This is a genomic window from Porphyromonas sp. COT-290 OH3588 (assembly GCF_000769075.1).
GTDB lineage: Bacteria > Bacteroidota > Bacteroidia > Bacteroidales > Porphyromonadaceae > Porphyromonas.
In genome coordinates, this window is sequence record NZ_JRFC01000031.1 from 1 (window position 1) to 22,951 (window position 22,951).

General features: G+C 50.9%; 16 protein-coding genes and 3 pseudogenes. 14 read left to right on the forward strand and 5 right to left on the reverse strand.

The window, feature by feature from the left end; genetic code table 11:
- Nucleotides 1-146: 146 nt before the first annotated feature.
- Complete coding sequence (gene rho / locus HQ48_RS06890; RefSeq protein ID WP_044232718.1) at nt 147-2,075, reverse strand: transcription termination factor Rho; 1,929 nt, start codon at nt 2,073-2,075, stop codon at nt 147-149.
- Nucleotides 2,076-3,110: 1,035 nt separating this feature from the next.
- On the opposite strand from rho, the gene HQ48_RS06895 reads away from it, so the two are divergent.
- The 7 genes from HQ48_RS06895 to HQ48_RS06925 all read left to right on the forward strand — a co-directional run bounded on the left by HQ48_RS06895 (nt 3,111) and on the right by HQ48_RS06925 (nt 10,253).
- Nucleotides 3,111-3,722, forward strand: coding sequence for a TetR/AcrR family transcriptional regulator (locus HQ48_RS06895; protein ID WP_044190339.1), 612 nt, complete (start codon nt 3,111-3,113; stop codon nt 3,720-3,722).
- A 53-nt stretch (nt 3,723-3,775) separates the two neighbouring features.
- Nucleotides 3,776-4,522, forward strand: a complete 747-nt coding sequence (gene fabG, locus HQ48_RS06900; protein ID WP_044190336.1) for a 3-oxoacyl-[acyl-carrier-protein] reductase — start codon at nt 3,776-3,778, stop codon at nt 4,520-4,522.
- 129 nt (nt 4,523-4,651) lie between these two features.
- Nucleotides 4,652-5,338 (forward strand): RluA family pseudouridine synthase, encoded by a 687-nt coding sequence (locus HQ48_RS06905; protein WP_044232721.1) that lies wholly within the window; start codon nt 4,652-4,654, stop codon nt 5,336-5,338.
- A gap of 95 nt (nt 5,339-5,433) precedes the next feature.
- On the forward strand, nt 5,434-5,940 hold the full coding sequence (locus HQ48_RS06910; RefSeq protein WP_044190330.1) for a hypothetical protein: 507 nt from the start codon (nt 5,434-5,436) through the stop codon (nt 5,938-5,940).
- A 317-nt stretch (nt 5,941-6,257) separates the two neighbouring features.
- The gene (locus tag HQ48_RS06915; protein WP_044232723.1) at nt 6,258-7,532 is read left to right on the forward strand and encodes an adenylosuccinate synthase; all 1,275 of its coding nucleotides are present in this window, start codon (nt 6,258-6,260) and stop codon (nt 7,530-7,532) included.
- 2 nt (nt 7,533-7,534) lie between these two features.
- Complete coding sequence (locus tag HQ48_RS06920; protein WP_044232725.1) at nt 7,535-8,827, forward strand: folylpolyglutamate synthase/dihydrofolate synthase family protein; 1,293 nt, start codon at nt 7,535-7,537, stop codon at nt 8,825-8,827.
- Nucleotides 8,828-8,867: 40 nt separating this feature from the next.
- Entirely contained in the window at nt 8,868-10,253 is a 1,386-nt protein-coding gene (locus HQ48_RS06925; RefSeq protein ID WP_044232727.1) for an MFS transporter, read from the forward strand.
- Nucleotides 10,254-10,698: 445 nt separating this feature from the next.
- Here HQ48_RS06925 and HQ48_RS06930 read toward each other — a convergent pair whose 3' ends face one another.
- From HQ48_RS06930 to HQ48_RS09220, 4 genes and pseudogenes are all read right to left on the reverse strand, one after another.
- Nucleotides 10,699-12,759 carry a M3 family metallopeptidase gene (locus HQ48_RS06930; protein ID WP_044232730.1) on the reverse strand — a complete coding sequence of 687 codons (2,061 nt, stop codon included), beginning with the start codon at nt 12,757-12,759 and terminating at the stop codon, nt 10,699-10,701.
- Between the two features lie 163 nt (nt 12,760-12,922).
- Nucleotides 12,923-13,126: pseudogene (locus HQ48_RS09645) on the reverse strand (transposase); the annotation flags it as partial.
- A 23-nt stretch (nt 13,127-13,149) separates the two neighbouring features.
- A pseudogene (locus HQ48_RS09650) lies at nt 13,150-13,303 on the reverse strand (IS5/IS1182 family transposase); the annotation flags it as partial.
- A gap of 14 nt (nt 13,304-13,317) precedes the next feature.
- Nucleotides 13,318-13,416, reverse strand: a pseudogene (locus HQ48_RS09220) (transposase); the annotation flags it as partial.
- Nucleotides 13,417-13,610: 194 nt separating this feature from the next.
- Here HQ48_RS09220 and HQ48_RS06940 point away from each other — a divergent pair.
- From HQ48_RS06940 to HQ48_RS06970, 7 genes are all read left to right on the forward strand, one after another.
- Nucleotides 13,611-14,219: an HU family DNA-binding protein gene (locus HQ48_RS06940; RefSeq protein ID WP_044232753.1), complete on the forward strand. Its 609-nt coding sequence runs from the start codon at nt 13,611-13,613 to the stop codon at nt 14,217-14,219.
- Between the two features lie 109 nt (nt 14,220-14,328).
- Complete coding sequence (locus HQ48_RS06945) at nt 14,329-15,282, forward strand: metal-dependent transcriptional regulator (RefSeq protein WP_044232734.1); 954 nt, start codon at nt 14,329-14,331, stop codon at nt 15,280-15,282.
- A gap of 19 nt (nt 15,283-15,301) precedes the next feature.
- The gene (gene feoB / locus HQ48_RS06950; protein ID WP_044232736.1) at nt 15,302-17,455 is read left to right on the forward strand and encodes a ferrous iron transport protein B; all 2,154 of its coding nucleotides are present in this window, start codon (nt 15,302-15,304) and stop codon (nt 17,453-17,455) included.
- Between the two features lie 95 nt (nt 17,456-17,550).
- Entirely contained in the window at nt 17,551-19,173 is a 1,623-nt protein-coding gene (locus tag HQ48_RS06955; protein WP_044232738.1) for a glycogen/starch synthase, read from the forward strand.
- Nucleotides 19,174-19,209: 36 nt separating this feature from the next.
- Complete coding sequence (locus tag HQ48_RS06960; protein ID WP_152568345.1) at nt 19,210-21,528, forward strand: T9SS type A sorting domain-containing protein; 2,319 nt, start codon at nt 19,210-19,212, stop codon at nt 21,526-21,528.
- Nucleotides 21,529-21,534: 6 nt separating this feature from the next.
- Nucleotides 21,535-22,116, forward strand: a complete 582-nt coding sequence (locus tag HQ48_RS06965; protein WP_044232744.1) for a hypothetical protein — start codon at nt 21,535-21,537, stop codon at nt 22,114-22,116.
- A gap of 14 nt (nt 22,117-22,130) precedes the next feature.
- Entirely contained in the window at nt 22,131-22,688 is a 558-nt protein-coding gene (locus HQ48_RS06970; protein WP_044232746.1) for a DUF805 domain-containing protein, read from the forward strand.
- Nucleotides 22,689-22,951 lie beyond the last annotated feature (263 nt).

Here is a 22,951-nt window from a genome sequence, read left to right on the forward strand (position 1 = left end):
GGGGGATAGTATTCAAGGCTCTCCAAGCCGCTCAAACACGCAAAAAACACCGAGAAAGATACAAGAACCTTTGAGCGGTGCATTGCGCAATAGTCTCCGTTTAGTTGAGTTCGCCCCTATGCGTTTGTATGATATTGTCTATCAGACTAGCTATTGATCACGGTCAGGAATTCTGCATTCGATGCCGTCATCTCCATGTATTTCTTCACGATCTCCATAGCCTCTACTGGGTTCATATCCGAGAGGAACTTACGTGTATTCCACATACGGTTGAGCGTTGCCTCGTTGAGTAGCAGGTCATCTCGACGTGTGCTACTTGCCACGAGGTCTACCGCTGGATAGATGCGCTTGTTGGCGAGCTTACGATCGAGCTGAAGCTCCATATTACCTGTACCCTTAAATTCCTCGAAGATTACATCGTCCATCTTCGAACCAGTCTCTTGTAGCGCAGTGGCTAGGATCGTGAGGCTACCACCGTCCTTGATGTTACGAGCCGCACCGAAGAAACGCTTAGGCTTCTGTAGGGCATTGGCATCCACACCACCCGAGAGCACCTTGCCCGAGGCGGGCTGTACCGTATTGTAGGCACGAGCAAGACGAGTAATAGAGTCGAGTAGGATCACAACGTCCTGACCACTCTCTACGAGTCGCTTGGCCTTATTGAGGACAATCTCTGCGATTTTCACGTGACGCTCCGCTGGCTCGTCGAAAGTAGAGGCAATCACCTCTGCATTCACACTATTGGCCATGTCTGTCACTTCCTCTGGGCGCTCATCAATGAGCAGTACAATCATATACACCTCTGGGTGGTTGGCTGCGATGGCATTGGCGATATTCTTGAGCAGCATCGTCTTACCTGTCTTGGGCTGAGCCACGATAAGACCACGCTGGCCCTTACCAATGGGCGAGAACAGATCCACCACACGCATGGCGATCTTGTCGTCTACCTTGGGGGACTTGGGCGACTCGAGGATAAACTTCTCCTCTGGGAAGAGCGGGATCAGGTGGTCAAAAGGTATGCGATCCCTGATAGCCTCTGGCGTACAGCCATTGACGCTGATAAGTGACATCAGAGGGAAATACTTCTCGCCCTCACGTGGGGGGCGAATGCTACCCTCTACGAGGTCGCCGGGGCGCAGGCTCCACTGCTTGATCTGCTGAGGTGATACATACACGTCGTCTGGAGAAGATAGATAGTTGTAGTCTGCCGAGCGCAGGAAGCCATAGCCATCAGGCATTACCTCCAGCACGCCCGAGGCCTCTAGGATACCCTCGAGCTCTATCTCTTCCTCAAGTTGCTTGACTATGATCTGCTCCTTTTCTTTCTCTTTCTTCTCCTGTACGGCGGGAGGGTTGAAGGCTGGTAGCACCTGATCTAGTACCGAGTTGGCATTCTTGTGTCGGAACACAATCTTACCCGCTACCGGCATCTCTGGCTTAGTCCCCTCAGCTGGCTTGGCTGGGGCTGTTTGCTCGCTCTTGCTCGTAGGCTCGGCTACTGGCTTAGGAGCGGGGGCAAACTCTTGCTTGGGGGCTGCTTCCTGCTCTTGAGGGGATACTTCCTCTTGGGCAGGAGCCTGCTTCTCCTGCTTAGGAGTTTCTGCTGGCTCTCGCACTGCCTCGGTTGCTGGCTGGGGTGTAGCAGGCTCTGCTACTGCCTCGGCAGGCCCGGCTTGAGCTGCCTTAGCCACAACCTCTTGGGCACGGCGTCTAGCCTCTTGGTCTGCCTTGGAGGGTCTACCTCGTCTTTTCCCTTGGGCAGACTGCAGTTCCTCTGTCTTGTCCTGAGGCTGTGCCTCGGTAGCTTCTTCTGCGTTCTCCTCAGCAGCGAATAGCGTCGGCTCTACCTTATCTTCCTTACGGGGTCGACCTCTGCGCTTCTTCTCCACGGTTTGTTTACCCTTGTTGCGCTCAGCCTGCACCTCTGCTAGGCTCACAGCCTGCTGGTCTAGGATAGCGTAGATAAGCTCTTGTTTAAGTGATGATGCTGGTCGCTCTAGACCGAGCTTCGAAGCAATCTCCAAGAGCTCCTCTTGAGTCTTGTCGTTTAGCTCCGTGATGTTGTAGTTTTGCATAATCCTGATAATTATGATGATAAATGCACTGCTTGCACCTTACTCCATATAAGTCTAATGAGATTTGACGAAACAGACAACCCAGTATGCTATAGAAGCAAACGGATATGATCTGAGGGATAAGGCCGTGCTAGTAAAGTCGTTTTGAATAATTGCCTAGAAACTGAATTGAGTCATAGAGAAGTCTATTCCCCAACCAAAGGCGATGCAAATATAATACCATTATTTCGATTTTCAATACTTTTACACTACAAAACACAGTTAAAAACCATTAAATATCACATTACAAGCCGAGGGATTATCTCTTGGCGAGGGGTAGCACACTCTGGCATATCGCCCCAACCTCCCCCCTCCAAGTGTTATTACCCTCCGCCCTTGGCTCAGATCTTAGCGATGTGCAGATTGCTAAGACCCCAATTTATATTTTAGATCAGTTTATCAAAAGTTGATGGGAAAATGCAAAAACGCTTGAGAGGAAACCTATAACCCCGTATTTGCCCCCTAGCAGGCTCCAGATTGCATCAGTTCTCGATTGGGCGCCCCACACCAGCCTCGTGTGAATAAGCACCGCAGAACGAAGAAAACCCAAACATCTATTAATCAAATATATAAAATACATCAAGAAGAAAACTATCGTACCTCTAGGTCATTTTTTGGCATTTCTTCCCATCAATCTTTGAGGATTTGTCGGCATATCCTAATGGATCAGTCCATCAAAGCTAATAAATCGTCCCATCAATCTTGGCGCCCTCTCCTTATTAACCCTCCTAAACACCCCTAATTAATACAGAAAATGACCCGAGTTTCATTATCATATTTTAACAGCCAATTTATATTTCCGAGCAGTAATCAAAACAACTTACCCCTACCCCCAGACACAAGATCAGTTGCACATTACAGATTTATCTAGCTATTTGCTTACTTATACTCACAACCTCTATGCACAAATCGGCCCAATTTGTGAAGTGCGCACCAAATTCTTACCTTTGTACAAGGATAAAACCAGATATTGGAAGAAGTAGAGAAAAGACAAGAATGGCTGCACTAAGCAAAACAAAAGACTTGATGATTGATGTAGCTCGTCAGCTATTTGCCCGAGTGGGGGTACAGAACACGACGATGAACGATATCGCAGATGCGGCCAATCGTGGGCGTCGTACGCTCTATACCTACTTCAAAAACAAGGAAGAGATCTATCATGCTGTCATACACAAAGAGCTCGACCACCTGCGCCGAGAGCTAGAGATAGCCAGCCGTGTACGGCTCTCGCCCGAGGACAAGCTAATCAACTTGATATACGTACACCTAGAGGCGATGAAGACGGTCGTACTGCGCAATGGCACACTAAGGGCCGAATTTTTCCGAGATATTTGGTCTGTAGAGAAAGCACGTGTTAGCTTCGACCTCTATGAGCAGAAGCTAATACAAGATATCCTAGAGGTAGGCATAGAGCAAGGAGCTTTTGATATACCCCACCCTGCTACTATGGCGTACTTGCTACAGAACGCCATCAAAGGCATGGAGGTACCCTATATTAGCGGACACGCACGCCACAGAAGTGGCGACAATGAGTATGCTCAGATCCGAGAGAATGTTTGCCACCTCATTACCCGAGGCATTCGCAAGCAAGACAAAAGGCCTGAGTAGAAGAAGAACTTACAGCTACATATATATCATTAACTATAATAGTAAAAGAAGAAATGGGACTATTGGACAATAAAGTCGCTCTAGTGACTGGAGCAGGACGAGGCATCGGTCGTGCTATCGCTGAGAAGTTTGCCAAGGAGGGTGCCGATGTAATCATCACCGACCTCAAGATCGATGAAACAGTAGAGCAGTTTATCTCCGAGCTGCAGGCTCTAGGCGTGCGTGCCAAGGCCTATGCCTCCAACGCTGCAGACTTTGAGGCTGCACACGAATTGATGAAGCAGATCGTAGCCGACTTTGGTCGTCTAGATGTGTTGGTCAATAACGCAGGTATCACACGTGACGGTCTGATGATGCGCATGACAGAGGAGCAGTGGGATCTAGTAATCAACGTGAACCTCAAGTCGGCCTTCAACCTAATCCACGCAGCAACCCCAGTGATGATGAAGCAGCGCTCTGGTAGCATTATCAATATGGCTTCGGTAGTTGGCGTGTCTGGTAATGCTGGTCAGGCTAACTACTCTGCCTCTAAGGCTGGCATGATTGGTCTAGCTAAGAGCATCGCCAAGGAGATGGGTTCACGTGGCGTACGTGCCAATAGTATCGCTCCCGGCTTCATCGTCACTGATATGACCGGTGCTCTAAGCGAAGAGGTACGCAAGGAGTGGGAAGCTCAGATCCCCATGCGTCGTGGTGGCACCCCAGAAGATGTGGCCAACGTAGCTACATTCTTGGCTAGCGACCTGTCTAGCTATGTAACTGGCCAGACGATCCACGTCTGTGGTGGCATGAACTGCTAGTAACCTAGATTATAGAGATAAGAATATCAATGGCATCGGCTACGGTGGAGTGTCGTCGTGCGCCTCAAGGGGAGCTACGGACAGAGTAAAGCCCGACACACCTCCGTAGCCGATGTGATATAGATAGTGATGCAGCCACATATAGTCTACGAAGACAATCATCTACTTATCGTCTGCAAACGCCCGGGCGAGATCGTACAGGGGGACAAGACAGGAGATGAACCAATGGTAGAGGGGCTCAAGACTTGGCTCAAGGAGAAGTATCAGAAGCTGGGTAATGTCTTCCTCGGGTTGGTCAATCGGCTAGACAGACCAGTAGGAGGCTTGGTTATTTTCGCCAAAACAAGTAAGGCACTCAGCCGCATGAACGCCATGCTCCAGCGTGGCGAGATACAAAAGACCTATTGGGCGATTGTATGCCATAGCCCAGAAGTGCCGTCGCAGCAACTCACACACTATCTGCTCAGACGGGAGGCACAAAATAAGAGCTATGCCTACCAAACGGCACGCCCAAATACCAAACGAGCCGAGCTAACGTATCGCTTACTTGCCTCTGGAGAGCGCTATCATCTACTTGAAGTGGATCTACACACGGGGCGGCACCATCAGATCCGCTGCCAACTATCGGCTATCGGCTGCCCTATCAAAGGCGATCTTAAGTATGGTGCACCACGTAGCAACCCCGACGGGAGCATTAGCTTGCTCTCTAGGCGCCTACGCTTCGTACACCCTGTCAGTGGTGTCGAGCTCGTACTAGAGGCACCTATCCCACAAGACAAACTCTGGCAGGATCTGGCATATTTGGCGATGAGATAGAGGTAATGCACACATGAATTATAAATAAAGATTAAATTTGGTTATCTTTGCCACTAGGGAAATTAAGAACATCAACAAACTAACAATAACTAACAATGAAGAAACTAATCCTCTCTGCACTATGTGCCCTAGGTATGGCTTTCGGTGCTAGTCAGGCTCAGGCTCAGAGCACTTTTGAGCAGGGGAGCAACATGCTCAACCTCGGCGTAGGTCTAGGAGTAAAAACCAAGCATCAAACGGTCCCTCCTATCTCTATCGGCTATGAACGCTCTGTCGTAGATGGTCTAATTGAGTATGGATCCATCGGCTTGGGTGCAGAGTTTGAGTACCAGAGCTTCCGCCACCCAGACAAACGTGGCAACTTAGCCCTCTTCGTCGGCCCACGCATCTCGCTTCACTACGAATTCGTCGATAATCTAGATACCTATATCACAGGACGTGCGGGTCTAGAGCTCTATCCCAAAGAAGGTGGTACGGCTACGAGCTTTGCCCCTAGTATCTCTCTAGGAGCTCGCTATCTGTTCTCAGACAAATTCGGTATCTTCACAGAGGTAGGTACAGGGATTTCTATCCTGCACCTAGGTATGTCCTTCAATCTATAAGACTAAGAAGGAGACCAAAAGCCCTACAACAGAGGCAGTGCCAGAATATAAACTTTGGCGCTGCCTCTACTTTTTTTGACCTCTCAACCGAGGGCGAGAAAAAATAAAAGGAGTATATTTGTAGGCGTTGAAGATAAGTGGGGCATCTGTATGCAGTGGCTCCACTTAGGTGTCTTTGTTTTGGGGTGTACTTTGGCGATGTAGCTCTTGGCTATTGGTGCTTTAGCTCATTAGGGCACCGAGCTATTTTTCACCACCAATTCGACAGACCTAATTATTTGATAATAAAAATATCTATCATATACATAACGTAGAGCATGGAAAAAGTAGACGTGTTGCTAGGCCTCCAGTGGGGCGACGAGGGCAAGGGTAAGATCGTGGACGTCCTGACGCCCAAGTACGATATCGTAGCCCGCTTCCAAGGAGGGCCCAATGCAGGACACACGCTAGAGTTCGACGGTGAGAAGTATGTACTACGCTCAATCCCATCGGGGATATTCCAAGGCGACAAAATCAATGTGATCGGCAACGGAGTAGTACTAGACCCAGTACTCTTCATAGAGGAGGCAGCAGGGCTATCTCGCAGTGGGCACGACTTAAAAAGCCGTTTGGTTATCTCTCGCAAAGCTCACCTCATTATGCCCACACATCGCCTCCTAGACGCAGCCAACGAAGCAGCTAAGGGCGATGCCAAGGTAGGAACTACGGGTAAAGGAATTGGCCCAACCTATACAGATAAGGTAGGGCGCTATGGCCTACGTGTAGGAGATATAGAGCAAGGCTTCCTAGAGAAGTATCAGGCAGCCAAGGCTCGCCACATCTCCATTCTAGAGTCGATGAGCTTCCCTCTAGGCAATCTGGAGGAGCTTGAAGGCAAATGGCTAGAGGCCATAGAGGCGCTCAAAGCATACCGCTTCGTCGATAGCGAGCAGCTACTCAATGCGGCTCTACGAGAGGATAGGCGCGTCCTCGCCGAAGGGGCTCAGGGTTCACTACTAGACATTGACTTCGGCTCTTATCCTTTCGTTACCTCCAGTAATACAGTCTGTGCTGGTTGCTGCACTGGCTTAGGTGTAGCTCCTCGTACTATAGGTGATGTGTACGGTATCTTCAAAGCCTACTGTACTCGTGTCGGGTCAGGTCCTTTCCCCACCGAGCTATTCGATGGCACAGGTGACAAACTCTGTGAGCTAGGACACGAATTTGGTTCTGTAACGGGGCGCAAGCGCCGCTGTGGTTGGCTCGACCTTGTAGCCCTCCGCTACACGGTAATGCTCAATGGAGTGACTAAGCTCATCATGATGAAGAGCGATGTCATGGACACCTTCGAGGAGATCAAGATATGCGTAGGCTACGAAATCAATGGCACTGTGACACAAGACTTCCCATATGAGCTTAGCGAGGCATGCAAGCCTGTCTACAAGAGCTTCAAGGGCTGGCAATGCGACTCTAGTGGCTTCAAGAGCGACACCGACTTTCCCACAGAACTCAAGCAGTACATTGCCTTCATCGAGCAGGAGCTGGGCATTCCTATTGCAGTCGTATCCGTTGGTCCCGATCGTGATCAGACGATCGAGCGTATCGCCCTCTAGCAATGACGTATCAAGAAACTATAGATTATCTATTCTCCGCAACCCCCGTCTTCCAGCAAGATGGGGGTTCGGCGTATAAGCCTGGGTTAGACATCGTTGAAGCTATGGATCGGTATTTTGGGCACCCACACCACGCCTACAAAACCATTCATGTCGGGGGGACTAATGGCAAAGGCTCTACCTCACATACACTAGCTGCGGTGCTACAAGCCTCTGGGTACAGAATCGGGCTATTCACTTCGCCACATCTCGTAGATTTCCGAGAGCGCATCAGAGTGGGTGGAGAGATGATCGAGCAGAGCTTCGTAGTAGACTTCGTCGAGCGGACTAGAGATCTTGTCGGGGAGCTACACCCCTCATTCTTTGAGCTTACCACAATGATGGCACTAGAGTACTTCCGTAGTCAAGCAGTCGATGTAGCTATTATAGAGGTCGGCCTAGGTGGGCGACTAGATAGTACCAACATTATCAGCCCAGTCCTCAGTATAGTCACCAACATCAGCCTAGACCACACACAATACCTAGGCGATCGGCTCGAAGATATCGCCAGAGAGAAAGCTGGCATCATCAAACCCAATACCCCCATCGTGCTCGGCAATTCGGGAAACGCAGAGGTCAAGGCTGTCTTCGCAGACAAAGCACGCGAATGCTCTGCCCCTCTCATCCTAGCCGAAGAGAGTAGAATACTACAAGAGGCAACCCTAATGGACATCGGCTACCTCTACAAAACAAGAGATTGGGGGGGCATACGAGGAGAGCTCATGGGGCTTGCCCAAGTGGAGAATGCAGCAACCATATTAACTGCTCTTGGACAGCTGCGAGATCAGTTTACCTTTACGGCCACGAGCATAGCTCGTGGGTTCTCTAGTGTTGTGACGCTTACAGGGCTGCAAGGTCGATGGCAAACACTGAGCAAGCACCCTCGCCTCATCTGCGACACTGCACACAACCAAGCAGGGATAGCACTCGTGGTGAAGCAACTTGAGCGCTACCGGTACTGCTATGCTCAGATCCATATCGTACTCGGTATGGCTAGCGACAAGGACGTATCTGCCGTACTAGAGCTCTTACCCTCGTGGGCTAAGTACTACTTCACTCAAGCGAGTGTAAAGAGAGCCATGCCAGCTGTCGAACTAGCTCAGATGGCCTCCTCTCTGGGACTAAAGGGACTAACCTACTCAACTGTGGCAGAAGCGGTCGACGCTGCTCGTGAGGCATCGGCCACCTCCGACTTGATTTTTGTCGGAGGAAGTAACTTTGTCGTAGCGGATCTGCTCGAGGCATACCGCAAATAGAATTCATTTTATCAGTTATCACCATAACAATTAAAACCAGATGAAACAACAAACTACACTCAAGGACGGCTTTATGCGCTGGCCTGTGCTATTCCTCGTCAGCCTGACGATGTTCTTTGCCTATATGTTTGTCGATGTGCTCTCTCCGCTCAAGACGATGCTGGAAACAGAGATTAACTGGTCTAGCACCACCTTCGGCACATATGCTGGTAGCGAGTTTTTCCTCAACGTATTTGTATTCTTTCTCATTTTCGCAGGGGTAATTCTCGACAAAATGGGTATCCGCTTCACGGCAATCCTATCTGGAACTCTAATGGTTATTGGTGCTGGAATTAAGCTCTATGCCCTAAGCGAATACTTTAGATCTGGGGGCTTTGGATACGAATTTCTCAACTCCTTTATCCCAAGTTTCCCTGCTACGGCCAAACTAGCCAGTGTAGGCTTTGCAATCTTCGGTTGCGGCTGCGAGATGGGTGGCGTTACCGTGTCGCGTATTCTCGTTAAGTGGTTCTCAGGCAAACAGCTCGCCTTAGCTATGGGACTAGAGATGGCTATTGCCCGCCTTGGTGTATTCGCTGTATTCCAGCTCTCTCCTCGCTTGGCCAACTTAGGCGATCCATCTATCATGCGTCCTGTGTTTGTGGTGAGCTTACTCCTCTGCATAGGCCTGATCTTCTACATTCTATATAGTATTCTAGACAAGAAACTAGACGAACAGCTTGGCGAAGCATCGGCTGATGAGGAAGAGCCATTCAGACTATCGGACCTTCGCCTCATCGCTGGCAGTAGTGTTTTCTGGATTGTCGCTCTACTCTGCGTGCTTTTCTACTCGGCTATCTTCCCATTCCAGAAGTTCTCTACAGAGATGATCGCCAATAACCTAGGAGTAACGACAGAGGTTGCTGCTAGTATCTTCAGTATCTTCCCTATGGGTGCCTTGTTTATGACACCAATCATCGGAGGGATACTCGACTACTATGGCAAGGGGGCTACAATGCTCATGGCTGGATCTATCATGATGGCTGGCTGCCACCTAGTATTCGCCTTCTATCCATTCGTGCTGGGCGAGACTGTTTCTTACGTGGTAATGATTGCGACGATCGTCGTACTTGGTGTTAGCTTCTCACTCGTACCTGCATCACTATGGCCATCAGTGCCCAAGCTCATCGACGGCAAGGTACTTGGCTCTGCATATTCGGCCATTTTCTGGGTACAGAATGTGGGTCTGCTACTTGTGCCAATGCTTATCGGAGCGGTACTAGAGGCTACGAATAGTTCTATTCAAGCAGGCCAACCAATGGACTACAAGTACGCCATGGTTATTTTCTCTTCTTTCGGCGTGATTGCTTTCTTCCTAGCTTTCATACTCAAGACGGTAGACCGCAAAAAGGGGTACGGCCTAGAGCTACCCAATGTGAAGAAATAACAACATAATCGCTAAACGACACCTGCATACAAAACCCAAGGGGTGTATCAGAACACAAGTTCTGATACACCCCTTGGCACATATATCATGAGATCGTTGCACAGCATTTTGAGACTATTGCGCAATGAACCCCTTCGCTGCTTCAGTTCTCTAGAGTCATTTTTTGCTGCTTGAGGCAGTGTTTTTCAACTTGGGTATCCTCCCCCTTTACCCCGACCTTGTGGCCCATTGCTCACAAGGTCGGGGGATTTTACGGTTATTTGACACCTTCAAGCACAAGCAGTCAAATAACCGTAAAATCGCCATCCCTGAGGGAAATATCCCTCAGGGATGGCGATAGGGGGATAGTATTCAAGGCTACCAAAGCCGCTCAAACACGCAAAAAACACCGAGAAAGATACAAGAACCTTTGAGCGGTGCATTGCGCAATAGTCTCCTATTAGGGCTATGCGCCTTGGGGGCTAATGCCGTCACGCTCCAGTAGAGCGTCGATCGTCGGCTCTTGGCCACGGAAAGCTACATACAGATCCATCGCCTCACGCTTGTCTCCTTGCGAGAGGATCTCTCGTCTGAAGCGATCAGCCACTTCACGGCTAAATAATCCTTGGGACTTGAAGACAGAGAACGCATCAGCATCTAAGACCTCAGCCCACTTGTAACCATAGTAGCCAGCGCTATATCCCCCTGAGAAGATGTGCCCGAAAGAGGTGCTCATCATTGTACCCTCGGGCGAAGGCGGTAGTACTAGAGCCTTTTGCCATGCCTCATCTTCAAATCTCTTGATGTCTAGGTCGTTCGCTACGGGTTCTGTGAGTGTGTGCCAAGCCATATCGAGCAAGCCGAAGCTAAGCTGTCTGCAAGCCGCATAGCCCACGAGAAAGTGCTTGGCACGCTCCATACGCTCCACGTATTCACTTGGGATTGGTTCGCCAGTTTGGTAGTGGAAAGCGAAGCTACGTAGCCAGTCCTCCTCTGCGAGCCAGTTCTCCATCAGTTGGCTAGGTAGCTCTACGAAGTCACGTGCCACGCTTGTACCGCTAAGAGAGGCAAATCGGCACTTGGAGAGCATACCGTGTAGGGCGTGGCCGAACTCGTGTAGGAAAGTATTGACCTCTCCTGCTGTCAGCAGTGCAGGGCGGTCGCTCGTCGGTGGTGTGAAGTTCATTACCAAGATGATGTGTGGGCGATGGTCAGAGCCGTCTTCTTGCTCATACTGATCTTGCAGTGTATTCATCCACGCACCACTCTGCTTACCCTCTCTGGGGAAGAAGTCGGTGTAGAGCAAAGCTAGATAGCCACCGTCTGAGTCGTGCACCTCATAGGTCTTGACGTCTGGGTGATAGACGGGTACATCTTGGCGCTCGACAAAGCTGATGCCGTAGAGCTGATGGGCTAGGCTAAAGATAGCATCGGTAACACGACCAAGTTCAAAGTACGGCCTCAGCATCTCATCGTCTAGCTCGTAGTAGGCTTGCTTGTACTGTTCTGCCCAGTAGCTCCAATCCCAGCTCATTAGCTCTCCCATAGCTCCCCGCTCGTGAGCGAAGGTCTTGATCTGCTCGATCTCACGCTCGGCAACAGGCTTGTAGGCAAGTAGAAGCTTGTCTAGTAGCTCGTACACACGCTCTGGCTTGCGTGCCATACGCTTGTGCAGGGCATAGTCTGCAAAAGTAGGATATCCGAGGAGCTTTGCCTCCTCAAGGCGTCCATTGACGAGGGTACGTATGTTGGCTTGGTTGTCGTACTCGTCACCTGCCGCTCCGACGCTCATCTTGGCTAGATACATCTTGCGCCGCAGATCGCTCTTGGGGGCGTGCTGCATAAAGGCGAAGTAGCTTGGTGCACTTAGGTCAAATAGCCAGCCGTCCTTGTGTCCCTCTCTTGTGGCTGCCTCTCTGGCTATTGTTAGGGCGCTCTCTGGCATGCCAGCTACATCGCACTCATCGGTCAAGTGTAGACGATAGCGTTTCTGGTCTTTTAGCGTATTTTGACCATACATTAGGCTACACTGGCTTAGGCTTAGGCTGAGCTCCTCTAGTCGTGCTTTGCCCTCAGGCGAGAGTAATGCACCGCTCTCGGCAAAGCCTTCGTAGCAATTTGTCAGCAGGCGAAGCTCCTCTTCCTCTAGATTGAGGCTCTCACGAGAGTCGTAGACAGTCTTGATGCGTTCGAATAGAGGAGCTGATAATATGATGTAGGTAGAGAGCTCGGAGAGCGTAGGCATGATCTCCTCCGAGATTTTCATCAGCTCGTCTGTACTGTGAGCATGTAGTAGGTTGAAGAAGATGCCGGTAACACGCTCCAAGGCACTGCCACAGCGCTCTAGGGCAAGGATTGTATTCTCGAACGTGGGAGCCTCGGAGCAGGAGATTATGGCATCGACCTCGGCACGCTTCTGAGCAATTGCCTCGGCGAAAGCCTCACGATAGTCCCCCTCTGTGATGCGATCGAATGGGTACGCACCATGTGGCGTCTTAAATGGTGCGAATATAGGATTCTCTGTCATTTGGGTCTATTAATTAATTTTCTCACAAAGGTAAGCAGATTTCGGTATTGACCACTATGGAAACCATTGCACAATAAATCACTTCGCCACCTCAGCTCTCTAGAGTCGTGTTTTTGCTGCTTGAGGCTGTGTTCTTCAACTTCGGTATCCTCCCCCTTTCCCCCGATCTTGTGAGCAATNGCCCTGGCATACGTTTGAGATTGTACGCCATAGCTTCAAGGATATTCTGTGTATGCGTTCGCTCTAACCCTCGGTAGCGACAGCGTCCGCCCAAGAACCAACGACGAATACTGCCAAAGGTCCGCTCTATCAAGCACCTTGTCTTACTGATCACACGGTTGAATGCTTTCTGACTCACGTTAACCACACTCCCATCGGGAGCATAAGGGCTGTCTACAATACTGGCATCTACAATGGCGCCTTGGTCAATACGGCTAATGCCATGTTTCTTGAACTGCTTGTTCAGCTCTCTAAGGAGTTTATCCATAATCCCTAGACGCGTTAGCTCCGAGCGGAAACGGCTGATGGTGCTATGATCGGGAGAGGGATAGCCAAGGTCTAAGCNTCTCTAAGGAGTTTATCCATAATCCCTAGACGCGTTAGCTCCGAGCGGAAACGGCTGATGGTGCTATGATCGGGAGAGGGATAGCCAAGGTCTAAGCCAAGAAAGCATCAACTCTAGAGCAAACCTTGCGCTACATAGAGGGAGGTTTGCGCTATGTAGAGATAGGCTAACTCTATATAGGGCAAAGCTAGCTCTAAACTTTTCTTGTCGTAGGCCGTTCTTTTTCGTTGGCTATTGACTAACTTTGTTGTACTACTTTTTATTCATCATTTATTCTATCATCTCTATGGCTAAGTATATTATGACACAGCTCCCCGACCTCAATGGAGCGGGCAAGCACATCACCTATCCCAAAATGCAGATTGCAGAGCGCATTGGCCTGCAGGAGCTAGCTCACAAAATCTCTATGGCCTCCAGCTTTACCGAGGGCGATGTCGTCGGGCTTGTAGCCCTTTTGTGCGACGAGATAGCAAGCAAGGTGGCCGAAGGCTACTCCGTCAAGGTCGATGGGCTAGGTACTTTCACAGCCAAGCTCGCCCTCAGAAAAGGTATAGATAGAGAAGAAGAGGGCGGCACCAAGCGCAATGCGACAAGTATCGAGCTAGGGGGTATCAACTTCCGAGCAGACAAGGTGCTTGTGCGGACAGCCAATGCCCACTGCAACCTCACTAGAGCACAGAGCCCGAAGAGGCAGACACCTATCGGGGACGAGCAGGAGCGCCTCGGCAGGGCTTTGGCATATCTACATAAGTATCCGACGATGAACATTCGCACCTATGCATCTATTACAGGCCTAGAGCGAACTGCCGCAGGGCGAGAGCTACGAGCCTTCAAACAAAAAGGCTTAGTCGGCTCCATCGGCCGAGGTACTCACCTACTCTATACCCTGCCCTAGCTGGAGCCGCATCTGGCTCAACTGGGACAAAATAGAGGGTGTTGGACAAAAAGACTAATTTTGTTTGAGGATACAGCACTAAAATCTTACAGCAATGGGGTTTCGATCAATGAAATACTTACTCGATAGAGCAATCTCTCCTCGCCCAGCGAAGAGGCATCTACAGGAGGCCGAGGAGGACTTCCTCAAGGCCGTCTATCATGCAGCACAAACGCAGGAGAGCACCACTCTAGAGGCTATCGCCCAAGGGCTGGGGTTATCGGACGAGCTATTGGCGCAGATAGTAGGCTCGCTCGTACTCCAAGGCCATATGCAGTCTACCCCTCTTAGACTTACCAAACAGGGGGAGTACAGAGCATTACGCCTAATCAGAGCGCATCGTATCTACGAGAAGTATCTGGCTGAGCACTCCGGCTACAAGCCCGAGGACTGGCATCAGATGGCCAATAAGATGGAGCACCACATGAGTGAGGAGGAGCAGGCACGCATCGCTTCTCTGCTACGCAATCCTCTCTTCGACCCACACGGTGACCCCATTCCCACCCATACGCTAGAGCTACCACAGACGACACAACTAGTAACAGGGCATATTACGCCCGGGCAGTGGCTCCGCCTGTTACACATCGAGGACGACGACATAGAGCTCTTTGCCAAGATCAACCAAACACATCTGGCTCGTAATGCAGTGCTTCAGATCACCCAAGTTACACCCGACCATTTCGTTTTTCTCTACGAGGGCGAGCAGCATACCCTACCGCTTGTAGCCCTAGAGGCTCTGACTCTTACACAGCTCGAGCCTACGGACGAAGCCATCGAGCAAGCTCGTCGGGTCAGACGTCTGACAGCTCTATCCGAGGGAGAGGAAGCTCTTATTGTGGCCCTCTCGCCTAGCTGTCGAGGAGCCATGCGCAGACGATTGATGGATCTGGGCTTCGTACGTGGCAGCCGTGTGAGCATCGAGATGAGAAGCCCTATGGGTAACCCAATAGCCTATGTGGTTCGTGGCTCGGCCATTGCCCTAAGGCACGATCAAGCCCAGTACATCTTGATCGAGAAGAACTAATCAGTACGCATCATGATATATGAATAAGCAATGTCCATCGTCTTCGGGTTGCTCCCACTGCCCTCAAGCTGGCTCTGCCAAACTCGAGCGCAAAGGAGAGCGAGCGACCCAAGCACTCTATACGATAGCCCTAGCAGGCAACCCCAATACAGGCAAGAGCACCATATTCAATAACCTAACAGGGCTCAAGCAACATACTGGGAACTGGCCGGGCAAAACCGTAGGCAAAGCCGAAGGAGCCTTTGCCTATGCAGGACAAGAGTACCGCATCATCGACCTACCCGGTACCTACTCTCTCTCCTCTACAAGTGAGGACGAGGAGATTGCCCGTGACTTTATCCTCTTCGATGCTCCCGACGTGACCATCGTCGTGGCCGATGCGACACGGCTGGAGCGTAACATGAACCTCATCTTGCAGGTGCTACAAATCACCGACCGAGCCATCCTATGCGTTAATCTACTTGACGAGGCCAAGCGCAACGAGATCGAGATAGATCTCAATGCCCTAGCCCGACGCCTAGGGGTGCCAGTCGTAGGCGCATCGGCTAGATCCTCTATGGGTATGGAGGAGCTACTTGCGACCATGCGAGGTGTAGCTAGCGGCGAGATTGTCTGCCAGCCAAGGCGCAGCACCGCTCTACCCAAGGAGGTGGAGCAAAAAGTCGCTCGGCTGAAAGCAGCCGTACAGCAAGCTTACCCCGAGAGCAGTAATGCTCAATGGATCGCCTATCGACTCCTAGAGGAGGATTCTAGTATCGTCGAGCGCTTCGGTTCCGAGCCCCTACTCTCGCTAGCAAGAGAGATACACCTAGAGCTTGGGGAGGATCTACACGAGCGCTGGATTGAGGGGATCTATGCCGAGGCAGAACAAATCTGCTCAGAGGTCGTGCGCCAAGCCAATAGCCGTGGACGCTCACCTATCGACATCAAACTCGATAGGATACTTACGAGTCGCACATGGGGCTTTCCCATCATGATTGGGCTTTTGGCCTTGGTATTTTGGCTAACAATCGTTGGCTCCAACTACCCCTCTGGCTGGCTCAACGAGTTACTAGTTGGCTATCTACACCCGATGTTTCGCTCTGTTTTTGAGCACATACAAGCTCCTTGGTGGCTCACAGGGCTACTAGTCGATGGCGTCTATTTGGCTACGGCATGGGTAGTATCGGTGATGCTCCCACCGATGGCAATTTTCTTCCCGCTCTTTACGCTCTTAGAGGACTTCGGCTATCTCCCTCGTGTGGCCTTCAATCTGGACGAACTGTTTCGTCGCTCTGGGGCACACGGCAAGCAAGCTCTAACGATGAGCATGGGCTTCGGGTGCAATGCCGCTGGGGTTGTTTCCACTCGTATCATAGATAGTAATAGAGAGCGGCTGATCGCTATTATCACGAATAACTTCTCACTTTGCAACGGTCGCTGGCCAACCCAGATCCTTATCGGGACTCTTTTCATCGGGGCTGCCGTACCTAGTGCCTACTCTTCGCTAGCGAGCATCGGGAGTGTGTTGCTGGTTGTGCTACTGGGCATCAGTCTAATGTTCGCTTCCTCATGGTTACTCTCACGCACGGTGCTGCGTGGAGAGGTATCCACCTTCCACCTAGAGCTCCCCCCATACCGACCACCCCAATTCTGGCGCACGCTCTACACATCACTTATAGATCGCACACTTATTGTGCTGTGGAGGGCGATTATTTTCGCTATTCCTGCAGGAGCACTCATCTGGATCTCTAGCAATGTGCACATAGCAGGCGATAGCATTGCGGCTCATCTAGTGCATTGGCTAGACGCCCCGGGATGGTTCCTTGGGCTAAACGGCATTATCCTGCTAGCATACGTACTAGCTATACCAGCCAACGAGATTGTTATCCCCACCGTCTTGATGCTTACCGTACTGATGAACCCCGAATTGGGCAACGGAGCAGCAGGCGTACTGACCGAGGGGAGCCCAGAGGAAACGAAAGCTCTACTAGAAGCCAGTGGCTGGAGCATGCTTACCGCCGTCAATCTGATGCTATTCTGCCTGCTACACCACCCATGTAGCACGACGATATATACCATATATAAAGAAACTGGTAGCTTGCGCTGGACGGCGATTGCTACGTTCCTACCTCTAGGGCTGGGCATTATCGTCACAGCCCTAGTGGCGACACTCTGGCGTGCTTTCGCCTAGTACAGATTGTGGCAGAGGACGTACAGTTGTGCATTTGTGGCAAGTGGCATATTTTTGGAGAAGAATCAGACTAAAAACTCAAACGAAACAACATAATGATACTAGAAATAAGCTGGGAGGTATGTAATAAAATGGGCGGTATCTATACCGTCCTCAGTTCGAGAGCTAGAGCCATGATGCAGGCGCACGAGGGCTCAGTCGTTTTTATTGGCCCTCTGCTGGCTCAAGAGAGAGAACCTTTGCCCATAGACTTCGAGGCTTGCGTCCCCGAGGAGCTAAGCGCATGGGTGGATAGCCAGCAGGCTAAGCTCCCCCTACGTACGGTCGTGGGTCGCTGGAGTGTGCCGGGCAGACCAGCGGTGGTACTGGTAGATTTCACTCCACTATGGCAGGAGCGTGACAGCCTCTACTTCGAGATGTGGCAGCAGTATGGCTTACAGAGCGACAAGGGTTACGGAGATTACGACGAGGCAAGCCTATTCGGTGTAGCAGCAGCTCGTGTGATGCATAGTATTTTGGAGGTACTGCCCAAGCGGAGCAAGCACATTGCTATCTTCAACGAGTGGCAAACGGGAATGGGACTACTCTACTCCAAGACAGTAGAGCCCAAGCTCCGCACCATGTTCATCACCCATGCCACCACGGTGGGTCGCTCAATCGCAGGCAATGGCAAGGAACTCTACGCCTATATGGAGCACTACAATGGTGACCAAATGGCGTGCGAACTGAATGTAGAAGCCAAGCATTCGGTAGAGAAGCGTGCGGCTCACACAGCAGACTGCTTCGCCACTGTGAGCAAACTTACGGCTCGTGAGTGCAAACAGCTCATCGAGCGTGAGCCCGTAGTGCTGCCTAATGGCTTCGAGGGTGGCTTCGTCCCCAAGGGACGTGCCTACGATCGTGCACGCAAGAAGGCTCGGGAACGTCTAGCCAAAGTGGCTTCGGCGCTTACTGGTCAGCCCATTACCGACAAGGCTTGCTTCATCTCTCTAGGCGGGCGCTATGAGTACCGCAATAAGGGTATTGATCTCTTCGTTGAGTCTGTAGCTAAGCTCAGACATAGCTATGCGGGCAAACGGCCCATCATAGCCTTCCTACTCGTACCGGCTTGTGTGGCAGAGGCGCGTGCAGACCTCAAGTATCTGCTAGATCACCCAGAGGAGGCAAGCACAGGGGCACTCCAGCACCCTAGTCTGACGCACTGGCTACACAATATGCAAGACGATGCAGCGCAGAGCCACTTCCGCTACCTAGGGCTTGACCAAGCAAACGAGAAAGTCAATATGATCTTCGTCCCTTGCTATCTACACGGTAACGACGGCATCATAGACCTCAGCTACTATGATCTGCTCATCGGCATGGATCTGACTGTCTACCCAAGCTATTACGAACCTTGGGGATATACTCCGCTAGAAAGCATAGCATTCGGCGTACCGACCATTACAACCAACTTTGCGGGCTTCGGTCTTTGGGCAGAAGATCAGCTCAGTGGCCAAAAACGCTACGCCGAAGCGGGTGTCCCAGTACGCCTCGTGGAGCGAACAGACTACAATACCGAAGAGGTGGTCAACGAAATAGCCAACCATATTGAGGCACTTGCCTCTGGCAAACTAGGCACAACAAAGGAACTACGTGAGGAGGCCATGGCTCTAGCCGAGCAAGCTGAGTGGAAGCACTTCTACAAGCATTACCTCAAGGCCTACAAGGGTATCAAGTAGTAGTAGCAAAACAACACTGTTAATTATATAGACTTTATGGCAAATAGGTTTAGACTCCTTTTGATGCTCCTGCTCCCTCTAGGGCTAACCCCTCAAGCCGAGGGGCAGTACTCGGTACACCGCCCTGCACGCAGCACTAGAGGAGTTGAGATGAGAGCTGTCACCACAAGTGGTGTGGGGGGAGCAAAGACGACAGCACACGTTCGTCTGTCACAGCTCTCCGAGCAGGATTTCCCACGAGATAGCTCACGAGAGCAAGCGTTTCGTGTGCTTCGCTTTGCTGTGAATAGAGAGCTAAACCTATCGCCAGAGAGCTGTGGTGAGTGGCTGATCGATGATAGTGGTTGCTATACATGGAGTCTTACAATCACAAGCCCTGATGCGAAAGGCATCGGGCTTACTCTCAGTCAATATCATCTACCCAAGGGTGCTGCTCTATACATCTATGGCGCTGATAAGCTCAGACGAGGTGCTTTCACCGATGCCAACAACAACACTGACGGATTGCTCAGCCTAGCTCCTGTGCTGGGCGAACAAATTACTCTAGAGTACGAATGCCCCCCCGATGGTGTACGCACAGTCCCATTTGTCATCAAGACACTACACCACGACTACCTAGGAATGCGTACCCAGATCGCCCGTAGCGCCATTGCTGGAGAGCCGATATTCGACCGCAATCGCAACACATTACCTAAGCTGGACTGTGCACGCAATGTGGTCGCTTTCCCGGAGTGGAGCAGCCAATCTCGTGCCACACTCCTGCAAGTCGTCAGCGGTGGGCTATACAGCACAGGTACGCTAATCAACAATTTGCGAGGCGATGGTACAGCCTATGTACTCACTGCGGCTCACAACGTCAATCGACTCTACGATCTCAACGACCTAGAGCAAATCAAGCAAGAGGCCAAAACGACTGTTTTCTTCTTTGGCTTCCAGAGTCAAAAAGCCAATGGCAACATACGTGGGACAGAGGAAATGACGCTCAGTGGCGCCGAATTGGTAGCCTATAACCCCGAAGCTGATATGGCCTTGCTCCGCATCACAGGGCTACCCAAGGACGCAGACGACAATCTGTTACCTATCCCTGCGGCCTACAATGCCTACTATGCTGGGTGGAATACTAGCCCTACCCCTCCCCACCCCTACGTCGGTATTCATCACCCTCTGGCTACAACCAAGCGATACAACCAAACGACAGATGCACCAATAGCTATCGAGGACAACTACTCCATAGGTATCGGACTCTCATGGGACGAGAAGCACTGGTACATTCCTCGCTGGGAGATTGGCACAACGGCGGCAGGATCGTCGGGATCTGGCCTATTTGACAAGAGCGGTCTGCTAATCGGCGCTCTGACGGGAGGTGCCTCAACCTGTAGCTCGCCCGAGAGCGACCACTACTACGCCATTCACCGCACTTGGCTTGAGAAGACTGACTTTATGAGCCTAAAGCCTTTCCTAGATCCAGATGATACGGGTGCTACTTTGTGCGCAGGTTATGATCCCAATGCGACTAATGCTATTTATCGCCTAAGTGATTTCCCCCCCAATTCGCCCAAGCAGGACGACATACAGCTGCTGCCAGCCGAGAAGCTCAGAGGTATAGGACGTATCGTCAAGCTAAAAGAAGGTGCAATTACCCCCCTTGGAGTCTATCTACTCTTCCGTGGCGATAATCATCTGCAGACATCGTTCCCACAGATAGACATCAGACTGAGAGAACTCTCCCAAGACCACACCTTAGGGCAAATGGTCTGGCAAACTGAGCTAAACACTGCGACCTTCCAACGCTACGACGAGAAGAAGAATAAATTCGATAGCGCAGGTCGCACCCTAGAGGGAGATACCATTGAGCTATTCGTGCCTACATTATCAACTCAGCAGCCAACCTCTCTCAAGAAAGGATCCTATATGCTCACGCTCACACCTAAATCTGCAAACGAGTTTATCCGACTACCCTTACTCTATCAAGCCAAACGTAAGACGGCAACGAGCTGGAATATGTTTGAGTTGAGCGAGTCTGGCTGGGCGCCTAGCAACGGAGACCTATGGGTAGACCTCCTAGTGCAGTCACCTACGCCACCCGAAGTGCTAGCTATCCCCAACCCCGCTGTGTCGGGTACAGAGATACAATGCTACTACTACCAATCTCACCTCTACATACTCCTGCCCAAACAATTGCCCTCGGCACAGCTGCGTTTGTATAGCCTCAATGGGCAACTAGTATATGAGGAGAATCTCTCCTCGGGAGTAGAGCACATCTTGCCGATCAACTTCTTGGCTACTGGTGGGGTGTACATCGCTCATATTGAGGCTGAGGGAGTGAAGCGTACGCTTAAATTCATCTATCAATAAAATACGATGACACTGATCGAGTTACTCAAACGCAATCGGAGCTATCGCCGCTTCGATCGCTCGGTACGTCCTAGCCAAGAAATTATGGCCTCTTGGATAGAAGGACTACGCTATACGGCCTCGGCACGCAATATGCAACCGCTCAAATATCTACTTGTGACGGACGATGCTCTGTGCCACACACTCAGCCAATCAGTCGTTTGGGCTGGATACCTAGTCGAATGGGCTGGGCCATGCGAAAACGAACGCCCGACGGCCTTCGTGGTGCAGCTCCTTGATACACGCTTGGCCTCAAATGCTAGATTTGATGAAGGGCTACATCTAGAAGCCCTAGGGCTGATGGCCGTAGAGTCTGGCTTCGGAGCATGTATCTTTCTCTCTTTCGACCCCAAAGGAATAGCAACTATGCTCGACCTCCCTGAGCATCTGATGCCCATCAGCCTCGTAGCCATTGGTAAACCTATTGAGCAGGTAGAAGTCAGAGATGTAGATGCTGAGGCAAATATCCGCTACTATCGAGATGCAGAAGGACGACACTACGTCCCCAAACGCAAACGAGAGGAACTAATCTATCGTACAATCCAATAATCCCCAGTAGAGTTATGAAAAAGAGCTTGCTTAGCTACTTCAAAGAGTGCTACATGGTGAACTATATAAACCCTCGTGGCCGTGCACGCCGCAGGGAGTTTTGGGGCTTCCAACTGTTCTATGCAGTTATTTTGGTCTTGCTTTTGTTTGCGGGATTGCTTCTTTGGGGGCCGCACGAAGACGAAGCATGGGTGTCGGGTACGACACAGACACCTCTAGGGAGTAGCAATCCTTTGCAAATGTCCTTGGCTATCGTTTTTTCACTAATTAGCCTTCCTCCATTCTTAACCCTCTGTATGCGCCGATTGCACGACATCAACCGATCGGGCTGGTGGGCTACGCCTATCCTCATAGTAGGTGCTATATGGGGAGTTCTCATGCTCTTCTCCCTGACAACCACCTCCAGTGAGCACTCTATGCTACTAATATGGGGCAATGCCGTAGTAGGTATTGCTTCGATTGTCGTAGCGCTCATCTTCATTGTCTTCTTCCTCATGTCTGGCACACGTGGCGCCAATCGCTATGGCCAAGACCCCAAAGCTCTACACGCCACAAATTCGGAACCCAATTAGCCCCGAAAGTCCATAAGACAGAGGAGGATATAAGTAACAAAAACGATAAGCCCTTGGGAGGTTGCGTTGAGCAACAGCTCCCAAGGGCTTATTCGTAACAATACCAGCGCTCCAACCAGTTCTATTTTGCACACCCCTACACACGAGCAGAAATTGAGCCTCCTGTGAGACTATTGCGCAATGCACCGCTCAAAGTTTCTTGTATCTTTCTCGGTGTTTTTTGCGTGTTTGAGCGGCTTGGGGAGCCTTGAATACTATCCCCC